This is a genomic window from Micromonospora sp. NPDC000442, from assembly GCF_042898635.1.
Taxonomy (GTDB): domain Bacteria; phylum Actinomycetota; class Actinomycetes; order Mycobacteriales; family Micromonosporaceae; genus Micromonospora.
The window spans coordinates 311,555-335,603 of the sequence record NZ_JBIAYZ010000001.1 but is presented as its reverse complement, the minus strand read 5'-3'; the positions used below and the strand labels follow the sequence as shown (position 1 = coordinate 335,603).

The 24,049-nt window shown below is 71.4% G+C and carries 22 protein-coding genes; 14 read left to right on the top strand and 8 right to left on the bottom strand.

Features of this window, described 5'->3' with window-relative positions:
* Positions 1–27 precede the first annotated feature (27 nt).
* Together ACFY2A_RS01665 and ACFY2A_RS01660 are read right to left on the bottom strand one after the other, a co-directional pair.
* Positions 28–1,185, bottom strand: a complete 1,158-nt coding sequence (locus tag ACFY2A_RS01665) for a MaoC/PaaZ C-terminal domain-containing protein (RefSeq protein ID WP_387167064.1) — start codon at positions 1,183–1,185, stop codon at positions 28–30.
* Positions 1,185–2,558: a 3-oxoacyl-ACP reductase gene (locus ACFY2A_RS01660; protein WP_387167061.1), complete on the bottom strand. Its 1,374-nt coding sequence runs from the start codon at positions 2,556–2,558 to the stop codon at positions 1,185–1,187. Before ACFY2A_RS01660 ends, ACFY2A_RS01665 begins: the two co-directional genes overlap by 1 nt.
* Before the next feature lie 54 nt (positions 2,559–2,612).
* On the opposite strand from ACFY2A_RS01660, the gene ACFY2A_RS01655 reads away from it, so the two are divergent.
* Both ACFY2A_RS01655 and purB read left to right on the top strand, forming a co-directional pair.
* Entirely contained in the window at positions 2,613–3,905 is a 1,293-nt protein-coding gene (locus tag ACFY2A_RS01655; protein ID WP_387167058.1) for an acetyl-CoA C-acetyltransferase, read from the top strand.
* Positions 3,906–4,051: 146 nt separating this feature from the next.
* Positions 4,052–5,476, top strand: coding sequence for an adenylosuccinate lyase (gene purB, locus ACFY2A_RS01650; RefSeq protein ID WP_363921335.1), 1,425 nt, complete (start codon positions 4,052–4,054; stop codon positions 5,474–5,476).
* Between the two features lie 151 nt (positions 5,477–5,627).
* On the opposite strand, the gene ACFY2A_RS01645 is transcribed toward purB, so the two are convergent.
* Both ACFY2A_RS01645 and ACFY2A_RS01640 read right to left on the bottom strand, forming a co-directional pair.
* Positions 5,628–6,191, bottom strand: a complete 564-nt coding sequence (locus ACFY2A_RS01645) for a YbjQ family protein (protein WP_387167508.1) — start codon at positions 6,189–6,191, stop codon at positions 5,628–5,630.
* 24 nt (positions 6,192–6,215) lie between these two features.
* Positions 6,216–6,896, bottom strand: a complete 681-nt coding sequence (locus ACFY2A_RS01640) for a trypsin-like serine protease (protein WP_363921337.1) — start codon at positions 6,894–6,896, stop codon at positions 6,216–6,218.
* Positions 6,897–7,346: 450 nt separating this feature from the next.
* Between ACFY2A_RS01640 and purS the strand changes: the two genes are divergently transcribed.
* The 4 genes from purS (at position 7,347) to ACFY2A_RS01620 (ending at position 11,988) form a co-directional block, all read left to right on the top strand.
* Positions 7,347–7,610 (top strand): phosphoribosylformylglycinamidine synthase subunit PurS, encoded by a 264-nt coding sequence (gene purS / locus ACFY2A_RS01635; RefSeq protein WP_210939093.1) that lies wholly within the window; start codon positions 7,347–7,349, stop codon positions 7,608–7,610.
* A complete protein-coding gene (gene purQ, locus ACFY2A_RS01630; protein ID WP_363921341.1) occupies positions 7,607–8,290 on the top strand; it encodes a phosphoribosylformylglycinamidine synthase subunit PurQ in 684 nt (227 codons plus the stop codon). The genes purS and purQ overlap by 4 nt, the downstream gene beginning before the upstream one ends.
* Before the next feature lie 67 nt (positions 8,291–8,357).
* Positions 8,358–11,228, top strand: a complete 2,871-nt coding sequence (gene purL, locus ACFY2A_RS01625) for a phosphoribosylformylglycinamidine synthase subunit PurL (protein ID WP_387167052.1) — start codon at positions 8,358–8,360, stop codon at positions 11,226–11,228.
* A gap of 4 nt (positions 11,229–11,232) precedes the next feature.
* A complete protein-coding gene (locus ACFY2A_RS01620) occupies positions 11,233–11,988 on the top strand; it encodes a 2-phosphosulfolactate phosphatase (RefSeq protein ID WP_387167049.1) in 756 nt (251 codons plus the stop codon).
* 179 nt (positions 11,989–12,167) lie between these two features.
* Here ACFY2A_RS01620 and ACFY2A_RS01615 read toward each other — a convergent pair whose 3' ends face one another.
* Positions 12,168–14,408: a carboxypeptidase regulatory-like domain-containing protein gene (locus ACFY2A_RS01615; RefSeq protein ID WP_387167046.1), complete on the bottom strand. Its 2,241-nt coding sequence runs from the start codon at positions 14,406–14,408 to the stop codon at positions 12,168–12,170.
* Between the two features lie 129 nt (positions 14,409–14,537).
* On the opposite strand from ACFY2A_RS01615, the gene ACFY2A_RS01610 reads away from it, so the two are divergent.
* From ACFY2A_RS01610 to amcA, 5 genes are all read left to right on the top strand, one after another.
* Positions 14,538–14,870 carry a sterol carrier family protein gene (locus ACFY2A_RS01610; RefSeq protein ID WP_387167505.1) on the top strand — a complete coding sequence of 111 codons (333 nt, stop codon included), beginning with the start codon at positions 14,538–14,540 and terminating at the stop codon, positions 14,868–14,870.
* Positions 14,871–15,032: 162 nt separating this feature from the next.
* Positions 15,033–16,595 carry an amidophosphoribosyltransferase gene (purF, locus tag ACFY2A_RS01605; protein WP_387167043.1) on the top strand — a complete coding sequence of 521 codons (1,563 nt, stop codon included), beginning with the start codon at positions 15,033–15,035 and terminating at the stop codon, positions 16,593–16,595.
* A 64-nt stretch (positions 16,596–16,659) separates the two neighbouring features.
* Positions 16,660–17,814 carry a phosphoribosylformylglycinamidine cyclo-ligase gene (gene purM / locus ACFY2A_RS01600; protein ID WP_363921355.1) on the top strand — a complete coding sequence of 385 codons (1,155 nt, stop codon included), beginning with the start codon at positions 16,660–16,662 and terminating at the stop codon, positions 17,812–17,814.
* 177 nt (positions 17,815–17,991) lie between these two features.
* Positions 17,992–19,095: a cyclophane-forming radical SAM peptide maturase AmcB gene (gene amcB / locus ACFY2A_RS01595; RefSeq protein WP_387167502.1), complete on the top strand. Its 1,104-nt coding sequence runs from the start codon at positions 17,992–17,994 to the stop codon at positions 19,093–19,095.
* On the top strand, positions 19,064–19,300 hold the full coding sequence (amcA, locus tag ACFY2A_RS01590; RefSeq protein WP_363921357.1) for a multiple cyclophane-containing RiPP AmcA: 237 nt from the start codon (positions 19,064–19,066) through the stop codon (positions 19,298–19,300). Before amcB ends, amcA begins: the two co-directional genes overlap by 32 nt.
* A 146-nt stretch (positions 19,301–19,446) precedes the next feature.
* Here amcA and ACFY2A_RS01585 read toward each other — a convergent pair whose 3' ends face one another.
* Both ACFY2A_RS01585 and ACFY2A_RS01580 read right to left on the bottom strand, forming a co-directional pair.
* Positions 19,447–19,659 carry a DUF3073 domain-containing protein gene (locus tag ACFY2A_RS01585; protein ID WP_093403828.1) on the bottom strand — a complete coding sequence of 71 codons (213 nt, stop codon included), beginning with the start codon at positions 19,657–19,659 and terminating at the stop codon, positions 19,447–19,449.
* 367 nt (positions 19,660–20,026) lie between these two features.
* A complete protein-coding gene (locus tag ACFY2A_RS01580) occupies positions 20,027–21,109 on the bottom strand; it encodes a Glu/Leu/Phe/Val dehydrogenase dimerization domain-containing protein (protein ID WP_363921359.1) in 1,083 nt (360 codons plus the stop codon).
* A 273-nt stretch (positions 21,110–21,382) separates the two neighbouring features.
* On the opposite strand from ACFY2A_RS01580, the gene ACFY2A_RS01575 reads away from it, so the two are divergent.
* Together ACFY2A_RS01575 and ACFY2A_RS01570 are read left to right on the top strand one after the other, a co-directional pair.
* Positions 21,383–22,222, top strand: a complete 840-nt coding sequence (locus tag ACFY2A_RS01575; RefSeq protein WP_269740393.1) for a hypothetical protein — start codon at positions 21,383–21,385, stop codon at positions 22,220–22,222.
* A 252-nt stretch (positions 22,223–22,474) separates the two neighbouring features.
* Positions 22,475–22,684, top strand: coding sequence for a BldC family transcriptional regulator (locus ACFY2A_RS01570; protein WP_007073996.1), 210 nt, complete (start codon positions 22,475–22,477; stop codon positions 22,682–22,684).
* Positions 22,685–22,785: 101 nt separating this feature from the next.
* On the opposite strand, the gene ACFY2A_RS01565 is transcribed toward ACFY2A_RS01570, so the two are convergent.
* Positions 22,786–23,166 carry a PPOX class F420-dependent oxidoreductase gene (locus tag ACFY2A_RS01565; RefSeq protein ID WP_203999126.1) on the bottom strand — a complete coding sequence of 127 codons (381 nt, stop codon included), beginning with the start codon at positions 23,164–23,166 and terminating at the stop codon, positions 22,786–22,788.
* 54 nt (positions 23,167–23,220) lie between these two features.
* On the opposite strand from ACFY2A_RS01565, the gene ACFY2A_RS01560 reads away from it, so the two are divergent.
* Positions 23,221–24,000, top strand: coding sequence for a class I SAM-dependent methyltransferase (locus ACFY2A_RS01560; protein WP_387167037.1), 780 nt, complete (start codon positions 23,221–23,223; stop codon positions 23,998–24,000).
* Positions 24,001–24,049 lie beyond the last annotated feature (49 nt).

Below are 24,049 nucleotides of genomic sequence, written 5' to 3'. Positions count from 1 at the left end.
TGGGCCGGGCAAGTGCCCGGCCCCCGCTCAGCGGATGGTGCCCACCAGGTGTGGGCGGCCACGCCGGTCGTGCAGGCTGAAATCCCAGCCCGGGCCGAGCGCCGTGGCGCTGAAGGCCACCGTGCTGGGCAGCGGCACCGGCAGCTTGAACGCCACGTCCACCGTGTACGCCTCGGGCAGCCGGCTCTCCAACGCCGCGAGACACCGTGCCTTGCTCCACATGCCGTGTGCGATGGGCCGAGGGAAGCCGAGCAGCCGCGCGCCCCACCGCGAGGTGTGGATCGGGTTGTGGTCGCCGGAGACCCTCGCGTAGTCCGTACCCACCCGGGGCGTGACCTGCCAGCGGGCGGTGGCTGCCGGCGGCGGGGGCCGCTCACCGTGGTCGCGCCGCTCGCCGCCGTCCGGGGTGCGCTGCCGGCCGAGGTACGTCGAGACGCCGCGCCACACCTCCTCGCCGTCGACCGACCCGACGAGTACGACGTCCACCTGCCGCCCCCGGTCGCGCGGACGCAGGTTCTCCGCCCAGGTGGTGAAGTCCAGCCGGTCGGCTACGGTGACCGGTCGATGCACCGTGATCCGGTTGCCGACGTGCACCACCCCGGTAAGCGGAATGGGGAACTCCGGCGCGGTGATCATACGCAGCGCCAGCGGAAAGCCCATGACGTGGGGAAACGTCGCGGGCAGCCGGTCGGCGAGCCGGAACCCGCAGACCCGGTCGTAGTCGGCCAGCCGCTCCGGATCCACCGGCACGCCACCTACCGCCAGTTCCACCGTCGGCACCGTTTCACCGCGCCGCCCGCCCAGCCCCGGCACCGCGTTCAGCAACGCCCGCCGGTACAACGGCCCGGCCGCCGGCAACCGGGGCAACTCCACCCGCGCCCGGGCCGCCGGGTCTCCGCTCGCCGTGGGGCCGGTCGGGGCGCCGCCGCTGATGCCGGACCGGCGCGCGTCGGTAGACGCTGACGTCGCCGGATCCGACCCAGGCCTGTCGGCCGGTACGTCGGAGCCACCGCCGGCCGGGGCGAGGCCGGACAGGTCACGGGTCGCCTCCAGGTCCCCGCCGCCGGCCGGTGCGGCGAGTGCGGCAGCCCGGATCTCCGGCGTCAGCACCTCGGTCGGACCGTCGATCAGCTCGCCGACCGACAGGTCGTCGGCCGGTTCGTCGCCGCGTCTGCGCCTGGCCATCACGCCCCCAGCAGGCTCTGGCCGCAGACCCGGACCACGTTGCCGGTGACCGCACCGGACGCCGGCCAGGCCAGCCAGCCGATGGTCTCCGCCACATCCACCGGCAGTCCGCCCTGCGAGAGGCTGTTCATCCGGCGGCCGGCCTCCCGCAGCACCAGCGGGATCCGGGCGGTCAGCCGGGTCTCGATGAACCCGGGCGCGACCGCGTTGACGCTGATCTGCCGCTCCCGCAGCGCCGGGGCGAGCGAGTCGACCAGCCCGACGACCCCGGCCTTGCTGGTGGCGTAGTTGGTCTGGCCCCGGTTACCGGCGATCCCGGCGATCGAGGAGACACCGATGAGCCGCCCGCCGGCCGGGATCAGCCCGCGCTCCAGCAGCAGGTCGTTGATCCGCTCCTGGCTGGACAGGTTGACGTCGATGACCTGGTCCCACCGGTCGGCGTCCATCCGGCCGAGGGTCTTGTCCCGGGTGATGCCGGCGTTGTGCACCACCACGTCCACCCGCCCGTGCCGACTGGACAGGTGCTCGGCGAGCCGGGCCGGCGCATCGGCGGCGGTCAGGTCGAGCTGCACGGCGCTGCCGCCGATCTCGTTGGCCACCGCCGCCAGTTCGTCCCCGGCGGCCGGGATGTCCAGCGCCACCACGGTCGCCCCGTCGCGGGCCAGCACCCGGGCCAACGCCGCGCCGATGCCCCGCGCCGCGCCGGTGACCAGCACCACCTGCCCGTCGAGCGGGCGGTCCCAGTCGGCCGGTGCGGTCGCCTGGCCGGCACCGACCCGGATCACCTGCCCGGAGACGTACGCGGAACGGCCCGAGAGCAGGAACCGCAGGGTCGACTCCAGGCTGGTCCAGGTGCCCGGGTCGGCGTCCCTCGTGACGTACACCAGTTGTGCGGTGATGCCCCGGCCGAACTCCTTGCCGATGCTGCGGGTCAACCCCTCCAGTGCCCGTTGGGCGGTCGCCTCGCGGGGCGTGTCGCACTCGGCCGGCGGAGTGCCCAGCACGATCACCCGCCCGCTGGGCTGGACCGCCCGGGCCTGCGGATGGAAGAAGTCGTAGAGCTGGCGCAGTTGGGACGAGTCGCTGATGCCGGTAGCGTCGAAGACGAGGGCGGCGTTCTCCGGCGTACGACCGGTTGCCGGATCGGGCACTGCGGTGGCCGGATCGCGCAGGGCGAGCCCGGCGGCGGCCAGGGCCTTGCCGACCGGTTCGGTGAGCCGCCCGCCGGTGGCGGCACCGAGCAGGACCAGCCCGGGCAGAATCGGCTCGCCGGGTGCGTGCCGGCGCAGTCGCGGCGGATCGGGCAGCCCGAGGCGCTTGACCAGCGCCCGCCCGGCGCCCGAGTGGACGAAGCTCGCATACCTGTCGGTCATAGGCGTAGCCTACTGGTGAGTAAGGTGCGGGCAACACTTTCGAGGAGGCGGATCGTGCAGAACGTTCGACGGGTCGCGATCATCGGCGGCAACCGGATCCCCTTCGCCCGCTCCAACTCGCGCTACGCCAGCGCCGCCAACTCCGACATGCTCGGCGCCGCGCTGGACGGGCTGATCGCCCGGTTCGGTCTGGCCGGGCAGCGGGTCGGCGAGGTCGTCGCCGGTGCGGTGCTCAAGCACTCGAAGGACTTCAACCTCACCCGCGAGGTGGTGCTCGGCTCGAAGCTCGACCCGCACACCCCGGCGTACGACATCCAGCAGGCCTGCGGCACCGGCCTGGAGGCGGTCATCCTGGTCGCCAACAAGATCGCCCTCGGTCAGCTCGACGTCGGCATCGCCGGTGGTGTCGACACCACCTCGGACGCTCCGCTCGCGGTCAACGAGGACATGCGCCGCACGTTGCTCAAGCTCAACTCGGCCCGCACCCTCGGTGAGCGGCTGCGGATCGCCGCGAAACTGCGCCCGGCCCAGCCGTTCAAGCCGGAGGTCCCCCGCAACGCCGAGCCCCGCACCGGCCTGTCCATGGGCGAGCACGCCGCGCAGACCGCGCTGCGCTGGAACATCGACCGGCAGGCGCAGGACGAGTTGGCGCTGCGGTCGCACCAGCGGCTCGCCGCCGCGTACGACAAGGGCTTCTTCGACGACCTGATGACCCCCTACCTGGGGCTGACCCGCGATCAGAACCTCCGCCCCGACACCACCCTGGAGAAGCTGGGCACCCTGCGGCCGGTCTTCGGGGCCAAGGGACCGGACGCCGAACGGGCCACCATGACCGCCGGCAACTCGTCGCCGCTTACCGACGGTGCCTCCACCGTGCTGCTGGCCAGCGAGGAGTGGGCGCGCGAGCACAACCTGCCGGTGCAGGCCTGGTTCTCCTGGTCGGAGACGGGCGCGGTGGACTTCGTGCACGGCGACGAGGGGCTGCTGATGGCGCCCGCGTACGCGGTGCCCCGGCTGCTGGCCCGGGCCGGGCTCACCCTCCAGGACTTCGACTACTACGAGATCCACGAGGCGTTCGCCTCGCAGGTGCTGGCGACCCTGGCGGCCTGGGAGTCGCCGGAGTTCTGCAAGGACCGGCTCGGCCTGGACGCCCCGCTCGGTGCCATCGACACCGACAAGCTAAACGTGAACGGCTCCTCGCTGGCCGCCGGTCACCCGTTCGCCGCCACCGGCGGCCGGATCGTAGCCACCCTGGCCAAACTGCTCGCCTCCAAGGGCACCGGACGCGGCCTGATCTCCATCTGCGCCGCCGGCGGCCAAGGCGTCACCGCCATCCTCGAACGCTGACCCAATCCGCCCAGCCGCCGTAATCCGGTCCGTCGATCATGAGGTTGGCGGCAGTTATTGATCTTCAAGTCGCCGCCAACCTCATGATCAATACCGTGGCGCGACCCGATGGGCCTGCTGCGGCGGGTTGTCGCGAGAATGGCGGGGTGACGATGATTCCGAACGTGCTTGCCAACCGGTACGCCTCGCCCGAGTTGGTCACCCTCTGGTCGCCGGAGGAGAAGATCCGGCTGGAACGGCGGCTCTGGCTCGCCGTGCTGCGGGCGCAACGGGATCTGGGTGTTCCGGTGCCGGACGGGGTGGTCGAGGCGTACGAGCGGGTGCTTGACGACGTCGACCTGGCCTCGATCGCGGCACGGGAGCGGGTCACCCGGCACGATGTGAAGGCCCGGATCGAGGAGTTCAGCGCGCTCGCCGGGTACGAGCACGTGCACAAGGGGATGACCTCCCGGGACCTCACCGAGAACGTCGAGCAGCTCCAGGTGCGCCGCTCGCTGGAGCTGATCCGAGATCGGGTGGTGGCGACGCTGGCCCGGCTCGCCTGGCACGCCCACGAGTACGCCGACGTGGTGATGGCCGGTCGCTCGCACAACGTGGCGGCGCAGGCGACCACGCTGGGCAAGCGCTTCGCGTCGGCCGCCGAGGAGCTGCTGATCGCGTACGAGCGGCTGGAGGACCTGATCGCCCGGTACCCGTTGCGGGGGATCAAGGGACCGGTGGGTACCGCCGCCGACCAGTTGGACCTCTTCGACGGCGATGCGGCCAAGGTCGCCGAGTTGGAGCGGCGGGTCGCCGAGCACCTGGGCTTCAGTCGGGTGCTGGGCAGCGTCGGGCAGGTCTATCCGCGTTCACTCGACTTCGACGTGCTCTCCGCGCTGGCGCAGGTGGCGGCGGCACCGTCGTCGTTGGCCACCACGATCCGACTGATGGTCGGTCAGGAACTGGCCACCGAGGGCTTCAAGCCCGGCCAGGTCGGCTCCAGCGCGATGCCGCACAAGATGAACACCCGCTCGTCGGAGCGGGTCAACGGCTTCGCGGTGATCATCCGGGGCTATCTGTCGATGGTCGGCGAGCTGGCCGGTGACCAGTGGAACGAGGGCGACGTCTCCTGCTCGGTGGTGCGCCGGGTGGCCCTGCCGGACGCCTTCTTCGCCGCCGACGGGCTGTTCCAGACGTTCCTCACCGTGCTGGACGAGTTCGGCGCGTACCCGGCGGTGATCAACCGGGAACTGGAGCGGTTCCTGCCGTTCCTGGCCACCACAAAGATCCTGGTGGCGGCCGTCCGTCGGGGCGTCGGCCGGGAAGCCGCCCACGAGGCGATCAAGGAGCACGCCGTCGCGGTCGCCCTGGCCATGCGGGAGAAGGGCACCCCCGACAACGACCTCTTCGACCGGCTGGCCGCGGACGACCGACTCGCCCTCACCCGCCCCGAGATCGACGCCCTGGTCGCCGACCGTGCCGCCTTCGTAGGCGCCGCCCCCACCCAGATCCAGGCAGTCACCGCAAGAATCACCAAAATCGTCGAATCCCACCCCCAAGCCGCCACCTACTCCCCACCCCCCATCCTCTAACCCCGTCCCACCCACCCCCACCCCCAGTCGCTCTCGTTGATCATGAAGTTGTTGTTGCGCCACGCCGCGCCGGCGGGCAATAACTTCATGATCGGCGGCCAGGGTGTCGCGGGCAGCGCGGTCGGACGGTGGAGCGGGTGAGCGGGTGGGGTTAGTCGCGGGTGGGGGTTTGGGGGGCGGTGCCCAGGGTGGGGGCGCTGGGGGGTTCGGCGATCTTGCCGGGTTCCTCGGCGAAGGCTGGTTCCTGGGCGGTTTCCGCCGCCACCAGGGGCTGGTCGGGGGGCATGACGTCGGGGACCTTCGGCACCACGATCACGGCGGTGCCGTAGGCGCAGATCTCCATCCACATCTCGCCGCAGTCGCGGCTGTCGAACCGCATCCCCACCACGGCGTTCGCGCCGAGCCGCCGGGCCTCCTCACCGAGACGGGCGACCGAGTCGGTACGCCAGCGGGTGAGGTTGTCCGGCGCCATCGGGTCGTACGCGCCACCGCGCAGGTTCTTCACTCCCTCGCGGTACGGGTTGCGGGTTCTGGCCATGGAGGAGACCACCTCGCCGAGGATCTGGCGGATCTCGTAGCCGGGAAGTTGATCCGTCGTCACGACCAGCACGTTTCCGATGCTGGCAGGCCCGGGTGCGGCACATCGTGAGCCCTGTTCACCTGCTCGGATGCTGAAAAACCGCGCGGCGCGGACGGCAGGCGCACGGCCCACCATCCGCGCCGCCACGGGCGCTAACCGTCAGACGCCGGAAACGGACCGGATCCAGGCACGGTTGTACGCGACGCTGCCGTAGTTCTGGATGCTCTGGCCGTCGGCGGTGGAGGCCACACCCACCTGTTGACCGTTGTAGAACTGCGGGCCGCCCGAGTCGCCCCGCCACGCGTTGCCGTTGATCCGGCTGCTCCGGATCGCCTGCCCGCCGTACGCGTCACTCACGTTCGTGCTGGTGACCCGGACGCTCGCGGTCTTCAGCTGGGTCGACGCCGAGCAGCCGCTGTAGCAGGTCATGCCCCAGCCGTAGATCGAGTTGGTCGAGTTGACCGGCGGGTTGCTGGATGCCAGCGTGACGTAGCTGGTGCTCACCGAGCTGGACAGGCGCATCAGGGCCAGGTCGTACCGGCCGTAGGTGGCGCTTACCGTTCGGGTGACGCCGCCGGAGGAGCGGTAGACGCTGCCCACCCGGACCGACATCGAGCCGCCGAGGCAGTGCCGCGCGGTGAGGACCCACTGCGGGGCGATGATCGTGCCGGAGCAGGTGAACGAGCCGTTGCTGAAGACCGCGGCGGCCCACGGCGCCGAGGAGACGGTGCCGCCGCCGATGATGTACGGACCGACGGGTGAGGCGACGGCGCCGGAACTGGCGCCCATCACCGCGGCCATGGCGGTGGCGAAGACCGCGATCAGGGATCGGATGCGCATGGGGCTCCTTCGGGGTTCCCAGGACCCGGGTTCACCGGGCCGGCCTGCGGTGCCGGACGGGGGTGATCCGCCACCGCGACGTCTATACATCGACGTCTGACGATGTACCGTAGGGCCCGGTGAGGTGTTTCACAAGAGGTTCATTGAAACAAAGCGATGTAACAGTTGGATTTCCCGTCACCGGGCCACCTGCGACCGGCGGCGGCTCTCAGCTGCTCTGCCACCCGGGGGCTCGTCCAGCCGGGGGTCGAACCGGCGGGACGCTGGCAACGAAGCCGTATCGGGATCGCAACGAACCCGTATCGGTCCTGATCGGTCTGCGTGGGTACGGTCGTGCGGCACCCGGGCGGCGTCCGGCCGGTGCGTCTAGCGCGGCATCTGCCAGGTAGGCTGGCTGCGCTCGCCCGTTGTGGGTCGGCACCCAACTGCGTACACAGTCAGGAGTGCCCAGTGCCTCGCGTCGTCGTCGACGTCATGCTCAAGCCCGAGATCCTCGATCCTCAGGGCCAGGCCGTCGCAAACGCGCTGCCCCGGCTCGGCGTCAACGACGTCGCCTCGGTACGGATCGGCAGGCGGATCGAGATCGACTTTACCGGTGAACCGGACCTGGACCGGGCCCGGGAGATCGCCGACAAGCTGCTCGCCAACCCGGTCATCGAGGACTTCACGGTCCGTCTGGTCGAGACCGACGAACCCGCGGAAGCACGGTCGTGACCGCTCGGGTCGGTGTGGTGACGTTCCCCGGCTCGCTTGACGACGGGGACGCGGCTCGGGCCGTACGGATCGCCGGCGCCGAACCGGTGCGTCTCTGGCACGGTGAGGCGGAGCTGCACGGGGTGGACGCGGTCGTCCTGCCCGGTGGCTTCTCCTACGGCGACTACCTGCGCTGCGGTGCCATCGCCCGGTTCGCCCCGGTGATGGAGAAGATCATCGACGCCGCCGGTGGGGGCCTGCCCGTGCTGGGCATCTGCAACGGCTTCCAGATCCTCTGCGAGGCGCACCTGCTGCCCGGGGCGCTTACCCGCAACCAGCACCTGCACTTCCGCAACCGCGACCAGATCCTGCGCATCGAGGCGACCGGCACCGCCTGGACGAACATGTTCCAGCCGGGCCAGGAGGTGCTGATCCCGGTCAAGAACGGCGAGGGCTGCTACGTCGCCGACCCGGCAACGCTTGACGAGCTCGAGGCCGAGGGCCGGGTCGTCGCCCGCTACGTCGGCGGCAACCCCAACGGATCGCAGCGGGACATCGCCGCGATCACCAACCAGGCCGGCAACGTGGTCGGCATCATGCCGCATCCCGAGCACGCGGTGGAGGCGCTCACCGGCCCCTCCCTCGACGGCCTCGGCTTCTTCACCTCGGTGCTCAAGCACCTGGTGGGGGCGCCGGCGTGACCGTCCGCGGCGGGATCATCGGTCGGCTCACCCGCCCGTCGGGCGGCGAGCGCAACAAGGAGATGTCATGACCACGCATCCGGACCCGGTGCGGGACAACCCGGAGGCGGTCCCGGCGCAGCCGCAGCCAGCCGCCGCTCCGCCGGCCACCCCGGCCCGGCACGCCGCCGTGTCCGACTGGGCCGACGGGGTGGACACCGTGCCGCGCGCCGCGGGCACCCCGGAGGAGCTCCAGCCGTACGCCGAACTGGGGCTCGCCGACGACGAGTACGACCGCATCCGGCACATCCTGGGCCGCCGGCCGACCCAGTCCGAGCTGGCGATGTACTCGATCATGTGGAGCGAGCACTGCTCCTACAAGTCGAGCAAGGTGCATCTGCGGCAGTTCGGCGAGAAGGCCCCGCCGAGCGACCGGCTGCTCGCCGGCATCGGGGAGAACGCCGGGGTCGTACGGATCTCCGACGAACTCGCCGTGACCTTCAAGGTCGAGTCGCACAACCACCCGAGCTTCGTCGAGCCGTACCAGGGCGCGGCGACCGGTGTCGGCGGCATCGTCCGCGACATCCTGGCGATGGGCGCCCGCCCGGTGGCGGTGATGGACCCGCTGCGTTTCGGCGCCGCCGATCACCCGGACACCGCCCGGGTGCTGCCCGGCGTGGTCGCCGGTGTCGGCGGCTACGGCAACTGCCTCGGCCTGCCCAACATCGGTGGTGAGGTGGTCTTCGACCCCTGCTACCAGGGCAACCCGCTGGTCAACGCGCTCTGCCTGGGCGTGCTGCCGGTCGACCGGCTGCAGAAGAAGGACGCCAACGGGCCGGGCAACGTGGTGGTACTGATGGGTGCCAAGACCGGCCGGGACGGCATCGGCGGGGTCTCGGTTCTGGCCAGCGCCACCTTCACCGAGGGCAGCGAGCAGCGTCGCCCCTCCGTGCAGGTGGGTGACCCCTTCATGGAGAAGCTGCTGATCGAGGCGTGCCTGGAGCTGTACGACGCCGAGCTGGTCGTCGGCATCCAGGATCTCGGCGGTGCCGGCCTGACCTGCGCCCTGACCGAGACGGCCGCCTCCGCCGGCACCGGCATGCGGGTGTGGCTGGAGCGGGTGCCGCTGCGCGAGCCCTCGATGGAGCCGCACGAGATCCTGGCCAGCGAGTCCCAGGAGCGGATGCTGCTGGTCGTCGCGCCGGAGAAGCTGGAGGCGGTGCTCAAGACCGCCGAGAAGTGGGGCGTCTGGGCCACCGCCATCGGCGAGGTCACCGCGCCCGAGTCGGACGGCTCGCCGGGTCGGCTGCTCATCACCTGGCGGGATCACCTGGTGGTGGACGTACCGCCGGGCTCGCTTGTGGACGACGGGCCGGTCTACGCCCGGCCGATGCGCGAGCCGGCGGACCTGATCCTGCTCCAGGCCGACCGGGCGGAGACGCTGCCCCGGCCGAGCGACCCGGACACGCTGCGCGAGACCGTGCTGCGCATGATCGCCTCGCCCAACCTCTGCGACAAGACCTGGGTCACCGAGCAGTACGACCGCTACGTGCTGGGTAACACCGTGCTCGCCCAGCCGGAGGACTCGGGCGTGATCCGCGTCGACGAGCGCACCGGGCTGGGCGTGGCGCTGTCCGTCGACGGCAACGGCCGGTACGCCCGGCTCGACCCGTACCAGGGTGCCAAGCTGGCGCTGGCCGAGGCGTACCGGAACGTGTCGGTGACCGGGGCGACGCCGATCGCGGTCACCGACTGCCTGAACTTCGGCTCACCCGAGGACCCGGGCGTGATGTGGCAGTTCGCCGAGGCCGTACGCGGCCTGGCCGACGGCTGCGCCGAGCTGGGCATCCCGGTGACCGGCGGCAACGTCAGCTTCTACAACCAGACCGGGGCGGCGGCCATCCACCCCACGCCGGTCGTCGGCGTCCTCGGCGTGCTGGAGAACGTGGCCGACCGGGTGGCGTCGGGCTTCGTTCCGCGCCCCGGCGCCGATCACGACCAGCTCTACCTGCTCGGCGAGACGCACGTGGAACTCTCCGGCTCGGAATGGGCCTGGGTCACCCACCAGCATCTCGGTGGCGTACCCCCGCACGTCGACCTGGCGCGCGAGAAGCAGCTCGCCGGCCTGCTGGCCGACGCGGCTCGGGTCGGGCACCTCAGCTCCGCGCACGATCTCTCCGACGGCGGTCTCGCGCAGAGCCTGGTGGAGTCCTGCCTGCGTCATGGCGTCGGGGCCCGGATCGCGGTGCCGGAGCGGTTCGAGGGCAACTCGATGCCGTTCGTCTTCCTGTTCAGCGAGTCCGCGGGTCGGGTGCTCGTGTCGGTGCCGCGCGGTCACGAGAAGGCGTTCACCGCGCTCTGCGGTGAGCACGGCGTGCCGTGGGAGCTGATCGGCGTGACCGACCCGACGGCCGGCGCGCTGGAGGTGCACGGCCAGTTCCGGATCGGCCTGGACGAGCTGCGCGAGGCGTACACCGGCACCCTGCCGGCCCTGTTCGGCGGCGTGCAGCCGTTCGAGGTGACCGCACCGGCGGTTGCCGAGGTCGTCATCGACGCGCCAGCCGGCGGGGCCGACCAGGCCGCCGCCCACGACGCCGCGTCGCGGGCCGACGCGCCCGGCGCAACGACGACCGGTCCTGAACCGACCCCCGGGCAGGCCACCGCCCGTCAGCAGGCCGAGCCGGTCGACGGCGAGCAGGACGGTGGCGAGCCGACCGGCGAGGTGCAGACCGCACCGGCGTCGGCCGAGGCCGCTTTGTCGGCGGATCCGACCGAGGAGGCGGCCGACCGACCGGCCGAGCGGGCCACCCCGCCGGTGCGCGACGGTCGCGTCGCGGCGACCCCGCAGTCGGCCGAGGCCGCCGATCCGGCCGTTCCGGCGGGCAGCCACGAGGCATCCGGGGCGGACGCTCCGCAGCACGGTGACACCGAGCAGCCCCCCGCGCCCGACGAGCGCTGAGGCGTTGGCCGCGGCCGTATCCGCCCAACCCGGGTCGGGGGTCCGGTTCGACTGGGGTCTGGCGGGTGCGGCCGAACTCGGCCGGGTCTGCGCGGTACTGGTGGTGGTGGACGTGCTGTCGTTCACCACCACCGTCGAGGTGGCGGTGGGGCGGGGGATGCGGGTGCATCCGTTCCCCTGGGGCGAGCAGGCCGCCGCCTACGCGCGTCGGGTCGGCGCGGTCGCCGCGACCGGCCGCCGACAGGTCACCCGCGAACATCCGTGGTCGCTGTCGCCGGCCGCGCTGAGTCGGGCTCCGGTGGTACCCGACCTGGTACTGCCGTCGCCCAACGGATCGGCCATCAGCGCCGCCGCCAGCGCCACCGGGCTACCGGTGGTCGCGGCCAACCTGCGCAACGCCCGCGCCGTCGGGCGTTGGCTGACCAGCCAGGGGTACGGCTCGACCGCCGCCCCGGTCGGTGTGGTGGCCGCCGGTGAACGGTGGCCGGACGGATCGTTGCGCCCCTCGGTGGAGGACCAGCTGGGCGCGGCCAGTGTGCTGGACGCCCTCTCCGGCGCGCCCGGCGGGCTCTCGGTGGAGGCGGCAATGGCACTGGCCGCGCTGGCCAGCACCCCGGACGTACCGGCGGCGATCCGTGGCTGTGTCTCCGGTCGAGAGCTGATCGAGGGCGGCTTCGCCGAGGATGTCGAGATCGCGGTACGCGTCGACACCTCCGCGGTCATCCCACTGCTCCGCCAGGGCGTCTTCTCCGCCGCCTGACCGCTGGCGGTGCAGGGCGTCGGGGCCTACCCGTCCACCGCCGGGGTCGGCACGTCACCTCGTGTCGGTGCCGTGCCTCCCCGCGTCCGACCAGGACGGAACCACCGCGACGACTGCTCGGGCCTTGCCGGCCGCCGCATGGACGGCGTCCTCGGCTCGACCGAGGACTGCGACAGGATCTAGTCGTCGAGCCAGTCCAGGCGGCGACCGCCGCGGTCCTGGGGTGCGCCGTCGGGACGGCCGCGGCCGGCCTGTGCCGGGTCGCTGTAGCCGCCGCCCTGGCCGTAACCACCCTGGTCGTAGCCGTTGTCGTAACCGCCGCGCTGCCGTGGGGGCTCCTGACCGTACCCGCCGCCGGCCGGGGCGCCACCGTAGCCACCCTGGTCGTACCCACCGCGCGGCGGTGCGTCCTGGCCGTATCCGCCGCTGGCCGGGCCGCCGTAGCCACCCTGGTCGTAAGCGCCGTCGTAGCTGGTGTTGTCGTAGCCACCGCGCTGGTGCCCGGCTTCCTGGCCGTAGCCCCCGGCCGGCTGGTCGTACCCGCCATTCGGTGCTGCGCCGTAGCCGCCGCCCGACTGCCCGGGAGGGTAGCCACGGTTCGGGTCGCCCTGGCCGTATCCGCCGGCCGGCTCAGCCTCGCCGTAGCCGCGAGTCGCGTCGCTCTGGCCGTACCCGCCCGGCTCGCCCTGGCCGTAGCCACGGTTCGGGTCGCTCTGGCCGTAGCCGCCCGGTTCGCCCTGGCCGTAGCCTCGGGTCGGGTCGCTCTGGCCGTAGCCGCCGGCCTCACCCTGCCCGTAGCCGCCCGGCTCGGACTGGCCGTAGCCCTGGCCGGGCTCCGGCTGGTACATCCCGGTGGCGTACGGGTCGGCGGGGGCCGGGTAGGCCGTCTCCTCGCCCTTGTAGCGGCCGGTCGGCTCGTCGTAGCCGCCACCTGCCGGAGGGTAGTCCGGGCCGGCGTTGCCGGCACCGTAGTCGCGGCTGCCGTAGCCGCTGCCGGACGACGGACTGTTGCCGTAGCCGCTGCCGGACGACGGGGCATTGCCGTAGCCGCCGCCCGACGAGGGGGCGTTGCCGTAGCCCGGAGCGCCGTAGCCGCCCGGCTCGTCGCCGTAACCACCACCACCGGACCAGCCACCCGGCCCGCTCGCGGCACCGTAGGGCTGCGGCGGTGCGCCGTACGGGTCCGGGGGAACGTCGTCGACGACCGGCTGGTGCATCATCGTCGGCGCGTTGGCCAACCCGGCACCGCCGACCATTGTCGGGTCCGGTGCGCCACCGACCCGGTTCACCACCCGGGTCTGGTCGTCCGCGCCGACGAACGAGCCGCGGGCCGCCGGGACCGCACCGGCCGGAGTGCCGGCGGGAACATCACCGTCGGGCTCGCCGTCCTCGTTTTCCTTGCGCTTCATCCAGAGCAGCACGATCGTGCCGACACCGACGGCCACGAAGAGACCGCCCAGCAGGATGAGCAGCCAGTTGCCGAATCCACCGGAATCCTCGTTGGAGGCCGGGGCCTGGGCGGCAACGCTCTCGGCGGCGGTCTCCTCCTCCTCGCCGAGCTCCTCCTCGAACGGATCCTCGGTCGGCACCGCCGACTCGCTGGCCGACGGGCTGGCGCTCGGGCTCTCCGACGCCGCGATCGGGAGGGTGATCCGCCGCCCGGTGATGCTCTGCCCGGCGTTGGCGGTGAAGCTCACGAGTCCCGTCTGGTTGTTGGCGCTCGCGCCGATGTCGATCCGTCCGGGGGCGATCGGGTTGTCGCTGCTGCCGGTGAACCGGAAGTTGCCGTCGCCGTTGGCGGTGGTCTCCCGCTGCTTGCCGGCGCTGTCCTTGAGCAGGACGTACGCGCCCGCCACCGCCTCGCCGCCCTGGTCGACGACCTTGCCGGAGATCGACCGCACCGTCTGCGGCGCCTGTGTCGTCGGCGGCGGGTTGGGACCCCGCACCGTCATGTCGCGCTCGTCGCTGCCCTCGTCGCCGCCGGCCCGAGCTGAGACCCGCACCTTGCCGGACCGCTCCTGGCCGGCCGGCACGTCACCCGCGGCCAAGGTCGCCCTGAACTGTGCTTCCTCGCCGGCCGGGATCAACCGGGCCGGGACGTTGCAGTCGCCCTGGCAGCTCAGGCCGTTGAAGGTGCTGACGGTGACGCTGAAGGGCGTCGGAGCTTCGTTGTTGTTCTTGACGGTGAACGTCATTGACGTTTGCTGACCGGACTGGAGGGTACCGTTCGACAGGCCCGTGATCTGGACGTCCGGGTCCTCGGCGAAGGCGGGTGTGGCTGGGGCGGCGAGCAGGGCGCCGATCATCAGCGCCACGACCACACCGGCCCGCTTGTGCCAGGCTCGTCGGTGTGTTGACACGTCCACCGCCTTCCGGACTGACCTCCCCTGTCCGGCGGGTGCCGGTCGGGGGAACATCACGGTACGAATACGCCGTCGGCAACTATGCCTTGTCGGGCCGGATCGGCGCGACCCAGGGCCAGCGTGACGGTCGGCGCGGTCACGCCGTATCGTCCCGTCGTGTCCTCTCCGTACATTAAGTCCGCCTCGGTGGCGGCAGCGTTGTCGGCGCTCGACGAGGGGCGTGCACCCGAACGGTCGGTGCTCCGCGAGGCGGTCAGGGCCTTGTTGACCCTCCTCGCGGACCGCGCCCCCGGCCGATCGGTGGAGGTGCGTGTCCCACCTTACGGTGCAGTTCAGTGTGTGCCGGGGCCGCGACACACCCGCGGTACTCCCCCGAACACGGTGGAGATGGATCCGGAAACCTGGCTCGGGTTGGCCACGGGGCGACTCGACTGGACTCGGACGGTCACGGAGGGTCGCGTCAAGGCGAGTGGGGCTCGCGCGGACCTGTCCACGTATCTGCCCCTCGAACTGGGGTGACGGCTGAGACCGGATGACGCATAGCGGTGACAGTGTGACTGTATGTGGCGACATGGATTCGCGTACACTGTCAGGCGACGACAGTGTGGTCCCGGCCGAGAGGTGCGGAGCAACCCCCGTGGTTCCGCCAGGCCAGTCCAGACCAGCAAGAGGGAGCGGCAGGTGCCCCGAGGCGACGGCCGGCTGAGCCACGACCTTGATCCCCAGCGACCCGGCCCCCAGGACGCGTGCGGAGTCTTCGGCGTCTGGGCCCCGGGGGAGGAGGTCGCCAACCTGACCTACTTCGGGTTGTACGCGTTGCAGCACCGGGGTCAGGAGGCGGCCGGCATAGCGGTAAGCGACGGCTCCGGCGTGGTGGTCTACAAGGATCTCGGCCTGGTGGCCCAGGTCTTCGACGAGCCGACGTTGGCCAGCCTGCGCGGGCATGTCGCGATCGGGCACGCGCGTTACTCCACGACCGGCGCGTCGACCTGGGAGAATGCCCAGCCGACCATCCGGGCGACCAGTTCGGGCACGACCATCGCGCTGGCACACAACGGAAACCTGGTCAACACGGCCGAGTTGCAGCGTGAGGTGGCCGAGCGCAGCCTGGGCGCCGACGGTTCGACAAACGACACCTCGTTGGTCACGATGCTGCTGGCCAGCCGGCCGGATCTTTCCGTCGAGGCCGCCGCGCTGGAGGTCCTGCCGCAGCTGCGAGGCGCGTTCAGCTTCGTCTTCATGGACGAGTCGACCCTCTACGCCGCGCGCGACCCGCATGGCGTGCGTCCGCTGGTGCTGGGCCGACTGGAGCGCGGCTGGGTGGTGGCCAGCGAGACCGCCGCGCTGGACATCGTCGGTGCCAGCGTGGTCCGCGAGGTCGAGCCGGGCGAGCTGATCGCGATCGACGCGGAGGGGCTGCGGTCCACCAGGTTCGCCGCCCCCGAGCCCAAGGGTTGCCTCTTCGAGTACGTCTACATCGCCCGGCCGGACGCCACCATCGCCGGCCGCAACGTGCACGCCGCCCGGGTGCAGATCGGGCGGCAACTGGCCAAGGAGCACCCGGTCGACGCTGACCTGGTGATCCCGGTGCCCGAGTCGGGCACGCCGGCAGCGATCGGCTACGCCGAGGAGTCCGGCATCACCTACGGTGCCGGCCTGGTGAAGAACCCGTACGTGGGACGTACCTTCATCCAGCCGTCGCAGACGCTGCGTCAGCTCGGCATCCGGCTCAAGCTCAACCCGCTGCGGGAGAACGTGCGGGGCAAGCGCCTGGTCGTGGTCGACGATTCCATCGTCCGCGGCAACACCCAGCGCGCGATCGTGCGGATGCTGCGCGAGGCCGGTGCGGTGGAGGTGCACGTACGCATCTCCTCGCCGCCGGTCTCCTGGCCGTGCTTCTACGGCATCGACTTCGCCACCCGCGCCGAACTGCTCGCCAACGGCCTCGACAACGACGGCATCCGGCGCTCGATCGGCGCGGACACGCTGGGCTACGTCTCGTTGTCCGGCCTGATCGCCGCGACCGAGCAGCCGAAAACGCGGCTCTGCCGGGCCTGCTTCGACGGGGAGTACCCGATCGAGCTGCCCGTCGGCAACCTGATCGGCAAGCACGTGCTCGAAGGGATCGGCCGTCGGGTCGCAAACCGTACGGCCGAGGACATCGACCCCGCCGAGCAACTCGTCCCGCCACTCGACAGCAGCTTCGGCGACCTCAAACCGTCGGCGACCAAAAACCGCCCGTAGCACCGCCCGGCTGCCGTGCCGGTCACCGTCGACGCGACAGCCGAGAACCACAAAGGGGAGAACCGTGACGCACGTGTCCGAGCGCAGCGGCGCAGGAAGCAGCCCGAGCGGCGCTGGCGGGGACCGTCAGCCATGGACGGCCGGTTCCGGCCGCCCGGCGCGCAAACGCGCGGTCTCGTACGCGGACGCCGGCGTGTCCATCGAGGCGGGCGACCGTGCCGTGGAACTGCTCAAGTCGAAGGTGAAGCAGACCCGCCGGCCGGAGGTGATGGGCGACCTCGGCGGCTTCGCCGGCCTGTTCCGGCTGGACACCACGAAGTACAAGCACCCGATCCTGGCCTCCTCCACCGACGGCGTCGGCACCAAGCTGGTGATCGCCCAGCAGATGAACATCCACGACACGGTCGGCATCGACCTGGTCGCGATGGTCGTCGACGACCTGGTCGCCTGCGGCGCGGAGCCGCTGTTCCTGCTGGATTACATCGCCACCGGCGAGGTGGTACCGGACAAGGTCGCCGAGATCGGCGCCGGCATCGCCGACGGCTGCCGGTACGCGGGCTGCGCGCTGCTGGGCGGGGAGACGGCCGAGCACCCGGGCGTGCTGCGCCCCGACGAGTACGACATCTCCGCCACCGGCGTCGGTGTGGTGGAGGAGAGCGACATCCTCAGCTCCGAGCGGGTCGAGGTGGGCGACGTGGTGATCGCGATGCGCTCGTCCGGCCTGCACTCGAACGGCTACTCCCTGGTCCGACACGTGTTGCTCGGCGCCGGCCGGATGCGGCTGGACGTGGTGATCGACGACTTCGGTCGCCAGCGCACCCTCGGCGAGGAACTACTCACCCCCACCAAGATCTATGCGCAGGACTGCCTCAAGCTGATCGCGGAGGCCGAGGTGCGGGCCCTGGCCCACGTCACCGGCGGCGGTATCCCCGGCAACCTGGTGCGGATCCTGCCGGAGCACGTGGACGCCGTGGTCAACCGGTCGACGTGGAAGCCACAGCCGGTCTTCGACCTGGTCCAGTCCAAGGGTCGGATCGAGGACCCGGAGATGGAAGCGACCTTCAACATGGGCGTCGGCATGTTCGCGATCGTGTCGGCGGAGGACGCCGACCGGGCGCTGGCCACGCTCACCGGGCGGGGCGTCGACGCCTGGCAGGTCGGCGAGATCATCGAGGGCACCGGTGAGGTGCGGATGGTCGGCCAGCACACCCGAGGATGATCACTTTGCGCTGATCGTCCGACCACCTGATCAGGGCTTCACCCGAGTGGCCGTCGCGGCCTAGCCTGAAGGGCACCCTCGAGAGCTGCGGGGGCGCGCCCATGCCGGGTCGCGCCTGGCAGCCCAAGACCGCTACGGAGGAGGGCGATGGCTGCGCGGGGACGGTCATTGGGCGGGATGCGGGGCCTGGCCACCGTCCCGTCGTACGTCGTGATGCAGCCCACCACCCTCTGCAATCTCGACTGCGTGTACTGCTACCTGCCGTTTCGGGCGGCGGACCGGCAGATGCCGGTCGCGGTGGCCGAGGCGGTGGCCGCCTCGGTGAACCGGTGGGCGTCCACGGACCGGTTCTCCGTGGTCTGGCACGGTGGAGAGCCGCTGGCCGCCGGCCGGGAGCGGTTGGCGGCGCTGATGGCACCCTTCGGGCCCGAGGTGGAGCACCACGTCCAGACCAACGCCACCCTGATCGACGACGCCTGGTGCGAGTTCTTCGCCCGGCACCGGATGCGGGTGAGCGTGAGTGTGGACGGGCCGCGGGAGCGCAACGGCGAGCGGGTCAGCCGGGCCGGCCGACCAGCGTACGACCGGATCGTCCGCGGGGTGGCCGCGTTGCGTCGACACGGGCTGCCGTTCTCGGCGCTCGCGGTGGTCAACGACCCGTCCCCCGGACGGGCCACCGAGCTGTACGACTACTTCCTCGACCTCGGTTGCGAGGTGCTCGGCGTCAACATCGAGGAGACCGAGGGAGTCAACACCCGGGACAACGCCCATGACGCCCCGGCCGTGACCGGGTTCTGGGCCGAGCTGGTCTCGGCCTGGCGGCGGGATCCCCGGATCCACCTGCGGGAGGTGGAGTGGTCGTTGCGGTACGCCGGGGCGGTGCTGGACGGGACGGCGGACGATCTGCTGCCCAGCCGGCTCGACCCGATACCGACCGTGGCGTACGACGGCTCGGTCGTGGTGCTCTCACCCGAGTTGGCCGGCTTCACCGATCCCCGCTACGGCGACTTCTCCAGCGGAAGCGTGCTCACCACCCCGTTGCACACCATCCTGGCCGACGCGGAGCGCACACCCTGGGTCGGCGAGTTCATCGACGGTGTGGAGGCGTGTCGCTCCTCCTGCCCGTATTTCGGCTTCTGTGGCGGAGGCCACGCAGCCAACCGCTACTTCGAGCTGGGGCGTTTTGACGGTACGGAGACCGAGCACTGCCGCAACAGCAAGATCCGCCTACTGGAGGGAGTGTTGGAGCATGCCCGAGACCACCAGTCACCGGGAGCCTGAGACCGTCACGGGAGACGAGCCCGACCGGGTCGCCGACCGGGTGCGTGAGGCCGCTGCCGGACTCAACGCCCTGCTCCACGAGGCCGAGGTCGCGCGTCAACTACGGGCGGAGGTGGCGGGTGGCGACGGGGCCAGCGCGGTCTGCGCCTGGAACCACTTCGAAAACATCCCGACGTTCTACAACTGGAACAACCGTCCCCGCTGACCGGTCGGTGCCGAGGGCCCGCCACGCCGCCGGAGCATCGTCCGGCCGTGGTGGGCCCTCGACTCGTCGGGTGCTGCACGCCGCTGCGTAGCGGGCACATGCGTGAGCACGCGGGCAGTCACCGCGTGCTCAGATGTGACCGGGGGTCAGCGGGTCGGACGGACCCAGTTGTCCGGGTCGTCGTCGGAGTGGTCCTCGTCATCGTCGACGTACTCTTTGTAGTCGTCGTCGAAGTTGCGGTCCGACTTACCGCTGCCGCCGAGTTCTCGCTGCAAGGCGGCGAGGTCGGTGTTCGGGGAGTGGTACTTCAGCTCCCGGGCCACCTTTGTCTGCTTGGCCTTAGCACGGCCGCGCCCCATGGCTCGACCCCCTCGCACAGAATGCGGGGCAGCCCGAAGGCGGGCCCCGATGACGTCAGGCATCTCTCGTGGCTCTTACGGTACATGGGGATGCCACCGTTCGGCACCTCGGGTTACCTACGACCACGACCGCGCGTTGCGGTTGTCAGGACGTCACCCATTGTACCCGGTAAGGGGCGGTGCCGAGATCGGTCGTGACGCGGGGCAAATCTCCGCGAACGCGGCGTATCTTCAGCTTAGAGCGACCGGCAACCGGATTGGCCGGGCTGCGGCGTGGCGTCTCGCGTCCACCGCCCTGTTGGCGGTTCCCCTCGGTCGGACCGGAGCGTCGGGGGCAGGACGCCGGCCCGCCCCCGACGGTGCGTCGTCAGCGTAGGTGGATCGTGCGCAGTCGGCCGATCTCGGCCATCCGCCGCTCGGCCAGCCGGTCCGCCGCCACGGCCGGCGGTACGCCGTCGGTGTCGGCGAGGCGGAGGATCTCGCGCGTGGTGTCGTAGATCCGGGTGGCGCGCAGCTTGGCCCGCTCGAAGTCGAAGCCCTCGATCTCGTCCGCGACCTGGATCACACCGCCGGCGTTCACCACGTAGTCGGGCGCGTAGAGGATGCCCCGGTCGGCGAGCAGCTTCTCCACGCCGGAGTGGGCGAGCTGGTTGTTGGCCGCCCCGGCGACCACCTTGGCGCGCAGCGCCGCCACCGTGTCGTCGTCCAGGGCGCCACCGAGGGCGCACGGGGCGTACACGTCGATGTCGGCGGCGACCAGCGCGGAGACGTCGTCGACGAGGTGCACCTGGGGGTGCGTGGTGCGTGCCCAGTCCAGTGCCCGTGCCTTGACGTCGGTGGCGACCACCTCGGCCCCGTCCTCCAACAGGTGACCGACGAGGTACTTGCCGACCTTGCCCAGCCCGGCGACGCCGACCCGCCGACCGTGCAGCGTCGGTACGCCCCAGACGTGCTCGGCCGCCGCCCGCATGCCCTGGAACACGCCCCAGGCGGTGAGGATCGAGGAATCGCCCGCCCCGCCGTGCTCGCGGCTGCGGCCGGTGACGTACCGGGTCTCCCGGGCGATCACGTCCATGTCCGGCACGTAGGTGCCGACGTCGCAGGCGGTGTAGTACCGGCCGCCCAGGGACTCCACGAAGCGGCCGTAGGCGCGCAGCAGCGCCTCGCTCTTGATCTGCTCGGGGTCACCCCAGATGACCGCCTTGCCGCCGCCCAGGTCCAGGCCGGCGAGGGCGTTCTTGTACGCCATGCCGCGGGAGAGGTCGAGCACGTCGGCGAGGGCGGCCTCCTCGCTGTCGTACGGGTAGAACCGGGTGCCGCCGAGCGCGGGACCCAGCGCGGTGGAGTAGATGCCGATGATCGCCTTCAGGCCGGTCTGCTTGTCCTGGCAGAACACGACCTGCTCGTGACCCGTGGACTCCGGGTCGTCCGTGGTGGCGAATACGCCCATGACTGGCTCCTGTGTCGGCGGGCGCCCTTGTGAGGCGCGGACCTGGTCAACGCCGGCGGGGATGCTGCCGGTGTTGCGAGCCTAGTATCGGCGCGTGTCGCGCCGCTCTCCCGAGTAGTCGTCGTCCCGCCCTGCGGGCAGTCCGTCCCGGCCTCGCCGTCGTCGCGGGCGAGGGGGCGGCACCGGGGCTTTGCCCGGGTTGCTCCTGCGCGGCGCGGGTCGCCCGATGACGCCGAGCAACGCTCGGCTTGCCGTTCGTGGGAGGATCGCGCCGTGCCGTCGCTCTTCGCTTCATACCTGCGCGTGTACGAGCCGCTGACCGCCTTCGACCGGGATCGCCAGTCCTACTGGCGGCGCTACGTCGAGCAGGGGCGGGCCGTGGCGCCGGTCGAGGGGCCCGGCCGGCAGCGGACCTCGGTGATCGAGGCGCTCGGTGCCGGTTGGACGCGGCTGCCGGACCTGCCTGACGAGGCGTACGTGCTGGAGACCGACGAGACCCTGCTGGTGTGTCCGTGGAACCTGCGTATCCGGGTGGCCGAGGCGGCGTTGAGCGCGCGGGACGGCGTACCGCCGGTGCTGGCCGACGCCTTCGTGCCGCCGGTGCTGGCCGGGCAGGCCAAGGCCGTGGTGGAGGACTGGCGCAGCGGTGCCCGGGTGCTGGAGCACGGCGTCCCCCGGGTGCACGAACAGATCGCGACCTGGGGCGTGCCGCTGCGCTGGTTCGTGCTCTTCGAGGCGCAGGAGCGCAACCACGTCACCGTTCCGGACCGGCGCTCGCTGCGCTTCCGGACGGAGATCTCCAAGGCCCGCCGCCGCTCGTCCCGGGCGCTCGCGGTGCTCCGTAAGTCGGTCGGCGACGCACCGATCACGGAGGCGGTCGAGGAGGCGGCCCGCTGGCTGGAGGAGTTCCACCCGCGTTCGGTGGTGGAACTCGACTACGGCGGGTTGGTGGAACTGCTCTCCGACGAGACGCTGGCCGAGGACGACTCGCCGGAACTGGTCGCGGCCGGGCTGGCCGGGCTGTCCCGGGGCGAGGCGGAGGAAGCCTCGGCGGCGTACGACAAGTTGGTCGCCCGGTGGCGCGCGGTGCAACTTCTGGAGCGTTGCAACTAGGCCCCTAATGTCCTAATTTCAGGGCTCAACGCGAGGCTGGTTCGTAGTTGACGCATCACGAACCGTGATCATGAGTCCGAATAAGTTATTTTCTGGCGTGTAAAAGTCGTATAAATCGGGCATGGTTCATCCGTCCGTCTAGGGACGTTCGGCCGTTCGGCCCATGTCGGACATCGGGGACTAGCCGGACCATGGGAGACGCGTCGGCCGGCGGGACCCCGGCCGATGTCTATACATGTGGAGGAGTGACCGATGGCATCGCGAACGCACGAACCAGAGCCGCTACTCACACCGGCCGAGGTGGCGTCGATGTTCCGTGTCGACCCGAAGACGGTGACCCGTTGGGCTAAGGCTGGCAAGCTGAGCGCCATCCGGACCCTCGGCGGCCACCGCCGATACCGCGAGTCTGAGGTCAGGGCACTGTTGCAGGGGCAGATCCCGCAGCAGCGCCAGGGGGACTGACCACACGGTTGATAACAGGGCTTCACGAAGGGCGGCGGACTCGCTCCGCCGCCCTTCGCCATGCCCGGACCGGGCGAAGTCCCGAGCCCCGGGCCAGCCCGTCAGTCGGTCAGCTCGACCCGGATGCCCACCGTGCCGCCCTCGCCCCGGCGCAGCCGGCTGCCGAGCAGGGTCAGCCGACCGATCACCCGGTACTTCTGCTTGATCAGGCCACGGATGCGGTTGGTCGCGCCCGGGTCGTAGAGGCTCGCCCGGGCGGGCACCGCCTCGCCGTGCGGCCGGCCGCGCACGTCGCAGGGGGCCACCGTGACGTTCCCACTGCGGCGGATCCGCTTCACCTTGCCGGCGTCGGCCGCCGACCACACCGCCAGGGCGTCGCCGTCGCGCACCGCCCAGACCGGGGTCGGCACCGCACGACCGTCCTTACGGAACGTCGTCAGGAGGATGTACTTCTCGGCGGAGAGGCGGTCCAGCGTGGTCACGCCGCCAGGATACGGGCGCTGCGGCCAACTGACCGGCCGGATAGCGTGAAGGATGTGACGGGGGAGCCACGGATCGGTGACGTCTTCGGGGAACTGCTGCGCGACGCGCTGGCCGTGGCGACCGGCATCGGTCCCCGGCCGCTGGCCGGTGGGCGCCTGCCCCGCCCGGTCATCGAGATCATCGAGCGGGACGACGGGTTGGTAAACGGCGCACCGGCCGCCCACTATCTCGACGGACCGCAGGACTGGCAGCCGCACGACCACCGGGCGGTCGACCGGGTACGCGGCGCGACGCTGGACATCGGTGTCGGCGGCGGACGGATCGCGCTGCTGTTGCAGGAGCGGGGCGTACCGGTCACCGGGCTGGACACCTCAGCCGGCGCGTTGCAGGTGTGCCGCCGCCGGGGCGTACGCGACCTGGTGCACGCCACCGTCGACGAGCACGCCGCGAGCGGGCGTCGGTACGACACGTTCCTGCTGCTCGGCAACAACCTCGGCCTGATGGAGGGACGGGAACGGGCTCCGGTCTTCCTCACCGCGCTGGCGGCACTGGCCCGTCCCGGCGCGCAGGTGATCGCCCACGGTACCGACCCGTACGGCACCAGGGATCCGGTGCACACCACGTACCACGAGAACAATCGGCGGCGGGGCCGCCTGGGTGGGCAGCTGCGGCTGCGACTGCGCTACCGGGAGCTGGGTACGCCCTGGTTCGACTACCTGGTCTGTTCGCCCGAGGAACTCGCCGGGCTGGTGCACGGCTCCCCCTGGCAGTTGGTCGAGGTGGACAACCGCGACGCTCCGTACTACCTCGCCACCCTGCAACTGACCCGCTGAACCGGCGACAGCGCGCAGCGAAAGTGTTGAGAAGGGCCCCTGCTCCACC

What these genes read in the sequence shown, in the direction of transcription:
- ACFY2A_RS01640 (WP_363921337.1), bottom strand. Translation starts at nt 6,896, where the DNA reads ATGCGCATCCGATCCCTGATCGCGGTCTTCGCCACCGCCATGGCCGCG.
- ACFY2A_RS01585 (WP_093403828.1), bottom strand. Translation starts at nt 19,659, where the DNA reads ATGGGGCGCGGCCGTGCTAAGGCCAAGCAGACAAAGGTGGCCCGGGAG.
- ACFY2A_RS01660 (WP_387167061.1), bottom strand. Translation starts at nt 2,558, where the DNA reads ATGACCGACAGGTATGCGAGCTTCGTCCACTCGGGCGCCGGGCGGGCG.
- ACFY2A_RS01570 (WP_007073996.1), top strand. Translation starts at nt 22,475, where the DNA reads ATGGCATCGCGAACGCACGAACCAGAGCCGCTACTCACACCGGCCGAG.
- amcB (WP_387167502.1), top strand. Translation starts at nt 17,992, where the DNA reads ATGCGGGGCCTGGCCACCGTCCCGTCGTACGTCGTGATGCAGCCCACC.
- ACFY2A_RS01580 (WP_363921359.1), bottom strand. Translation starts at nt 21,109, where the DNA reads ATGGGCGTATTCGCCACCACGGACGACCCGGAGTCCACGGGTCACGAG.
- purL (WP_387167052.1), top strand. Translation starts at nt 8,358, where the DNA reads ATGACCACGCATCCGGACCCGGTGCGGGACAACCCGGAGGCGGTCCCG.
- ACFY2A_RS01665 (WP_387167064.1), bottom strand. Translation starts at nt 1,185, where the DNA reads ATGGCCAGGCGCAGACGCGGCGACGAACCGGCCGACGACCTGTCGGTC.
- ACFY2A_RS01645 (WP_387167508.1), bottom strand. Translation starts at nt 6,191, where the DNA reads ATGGTGGGCCGTGCGCCTGCCGTCCGCGCCGCGCGGTTTTTCAGCATC.
- amcA (WP_363921357.1), top strand. Translation starts at nt 19,064, where the DNA reads ATGCCCGAGACCACCAGTCACCGGGAGCCTGAGACCGTCACGGGAGAC.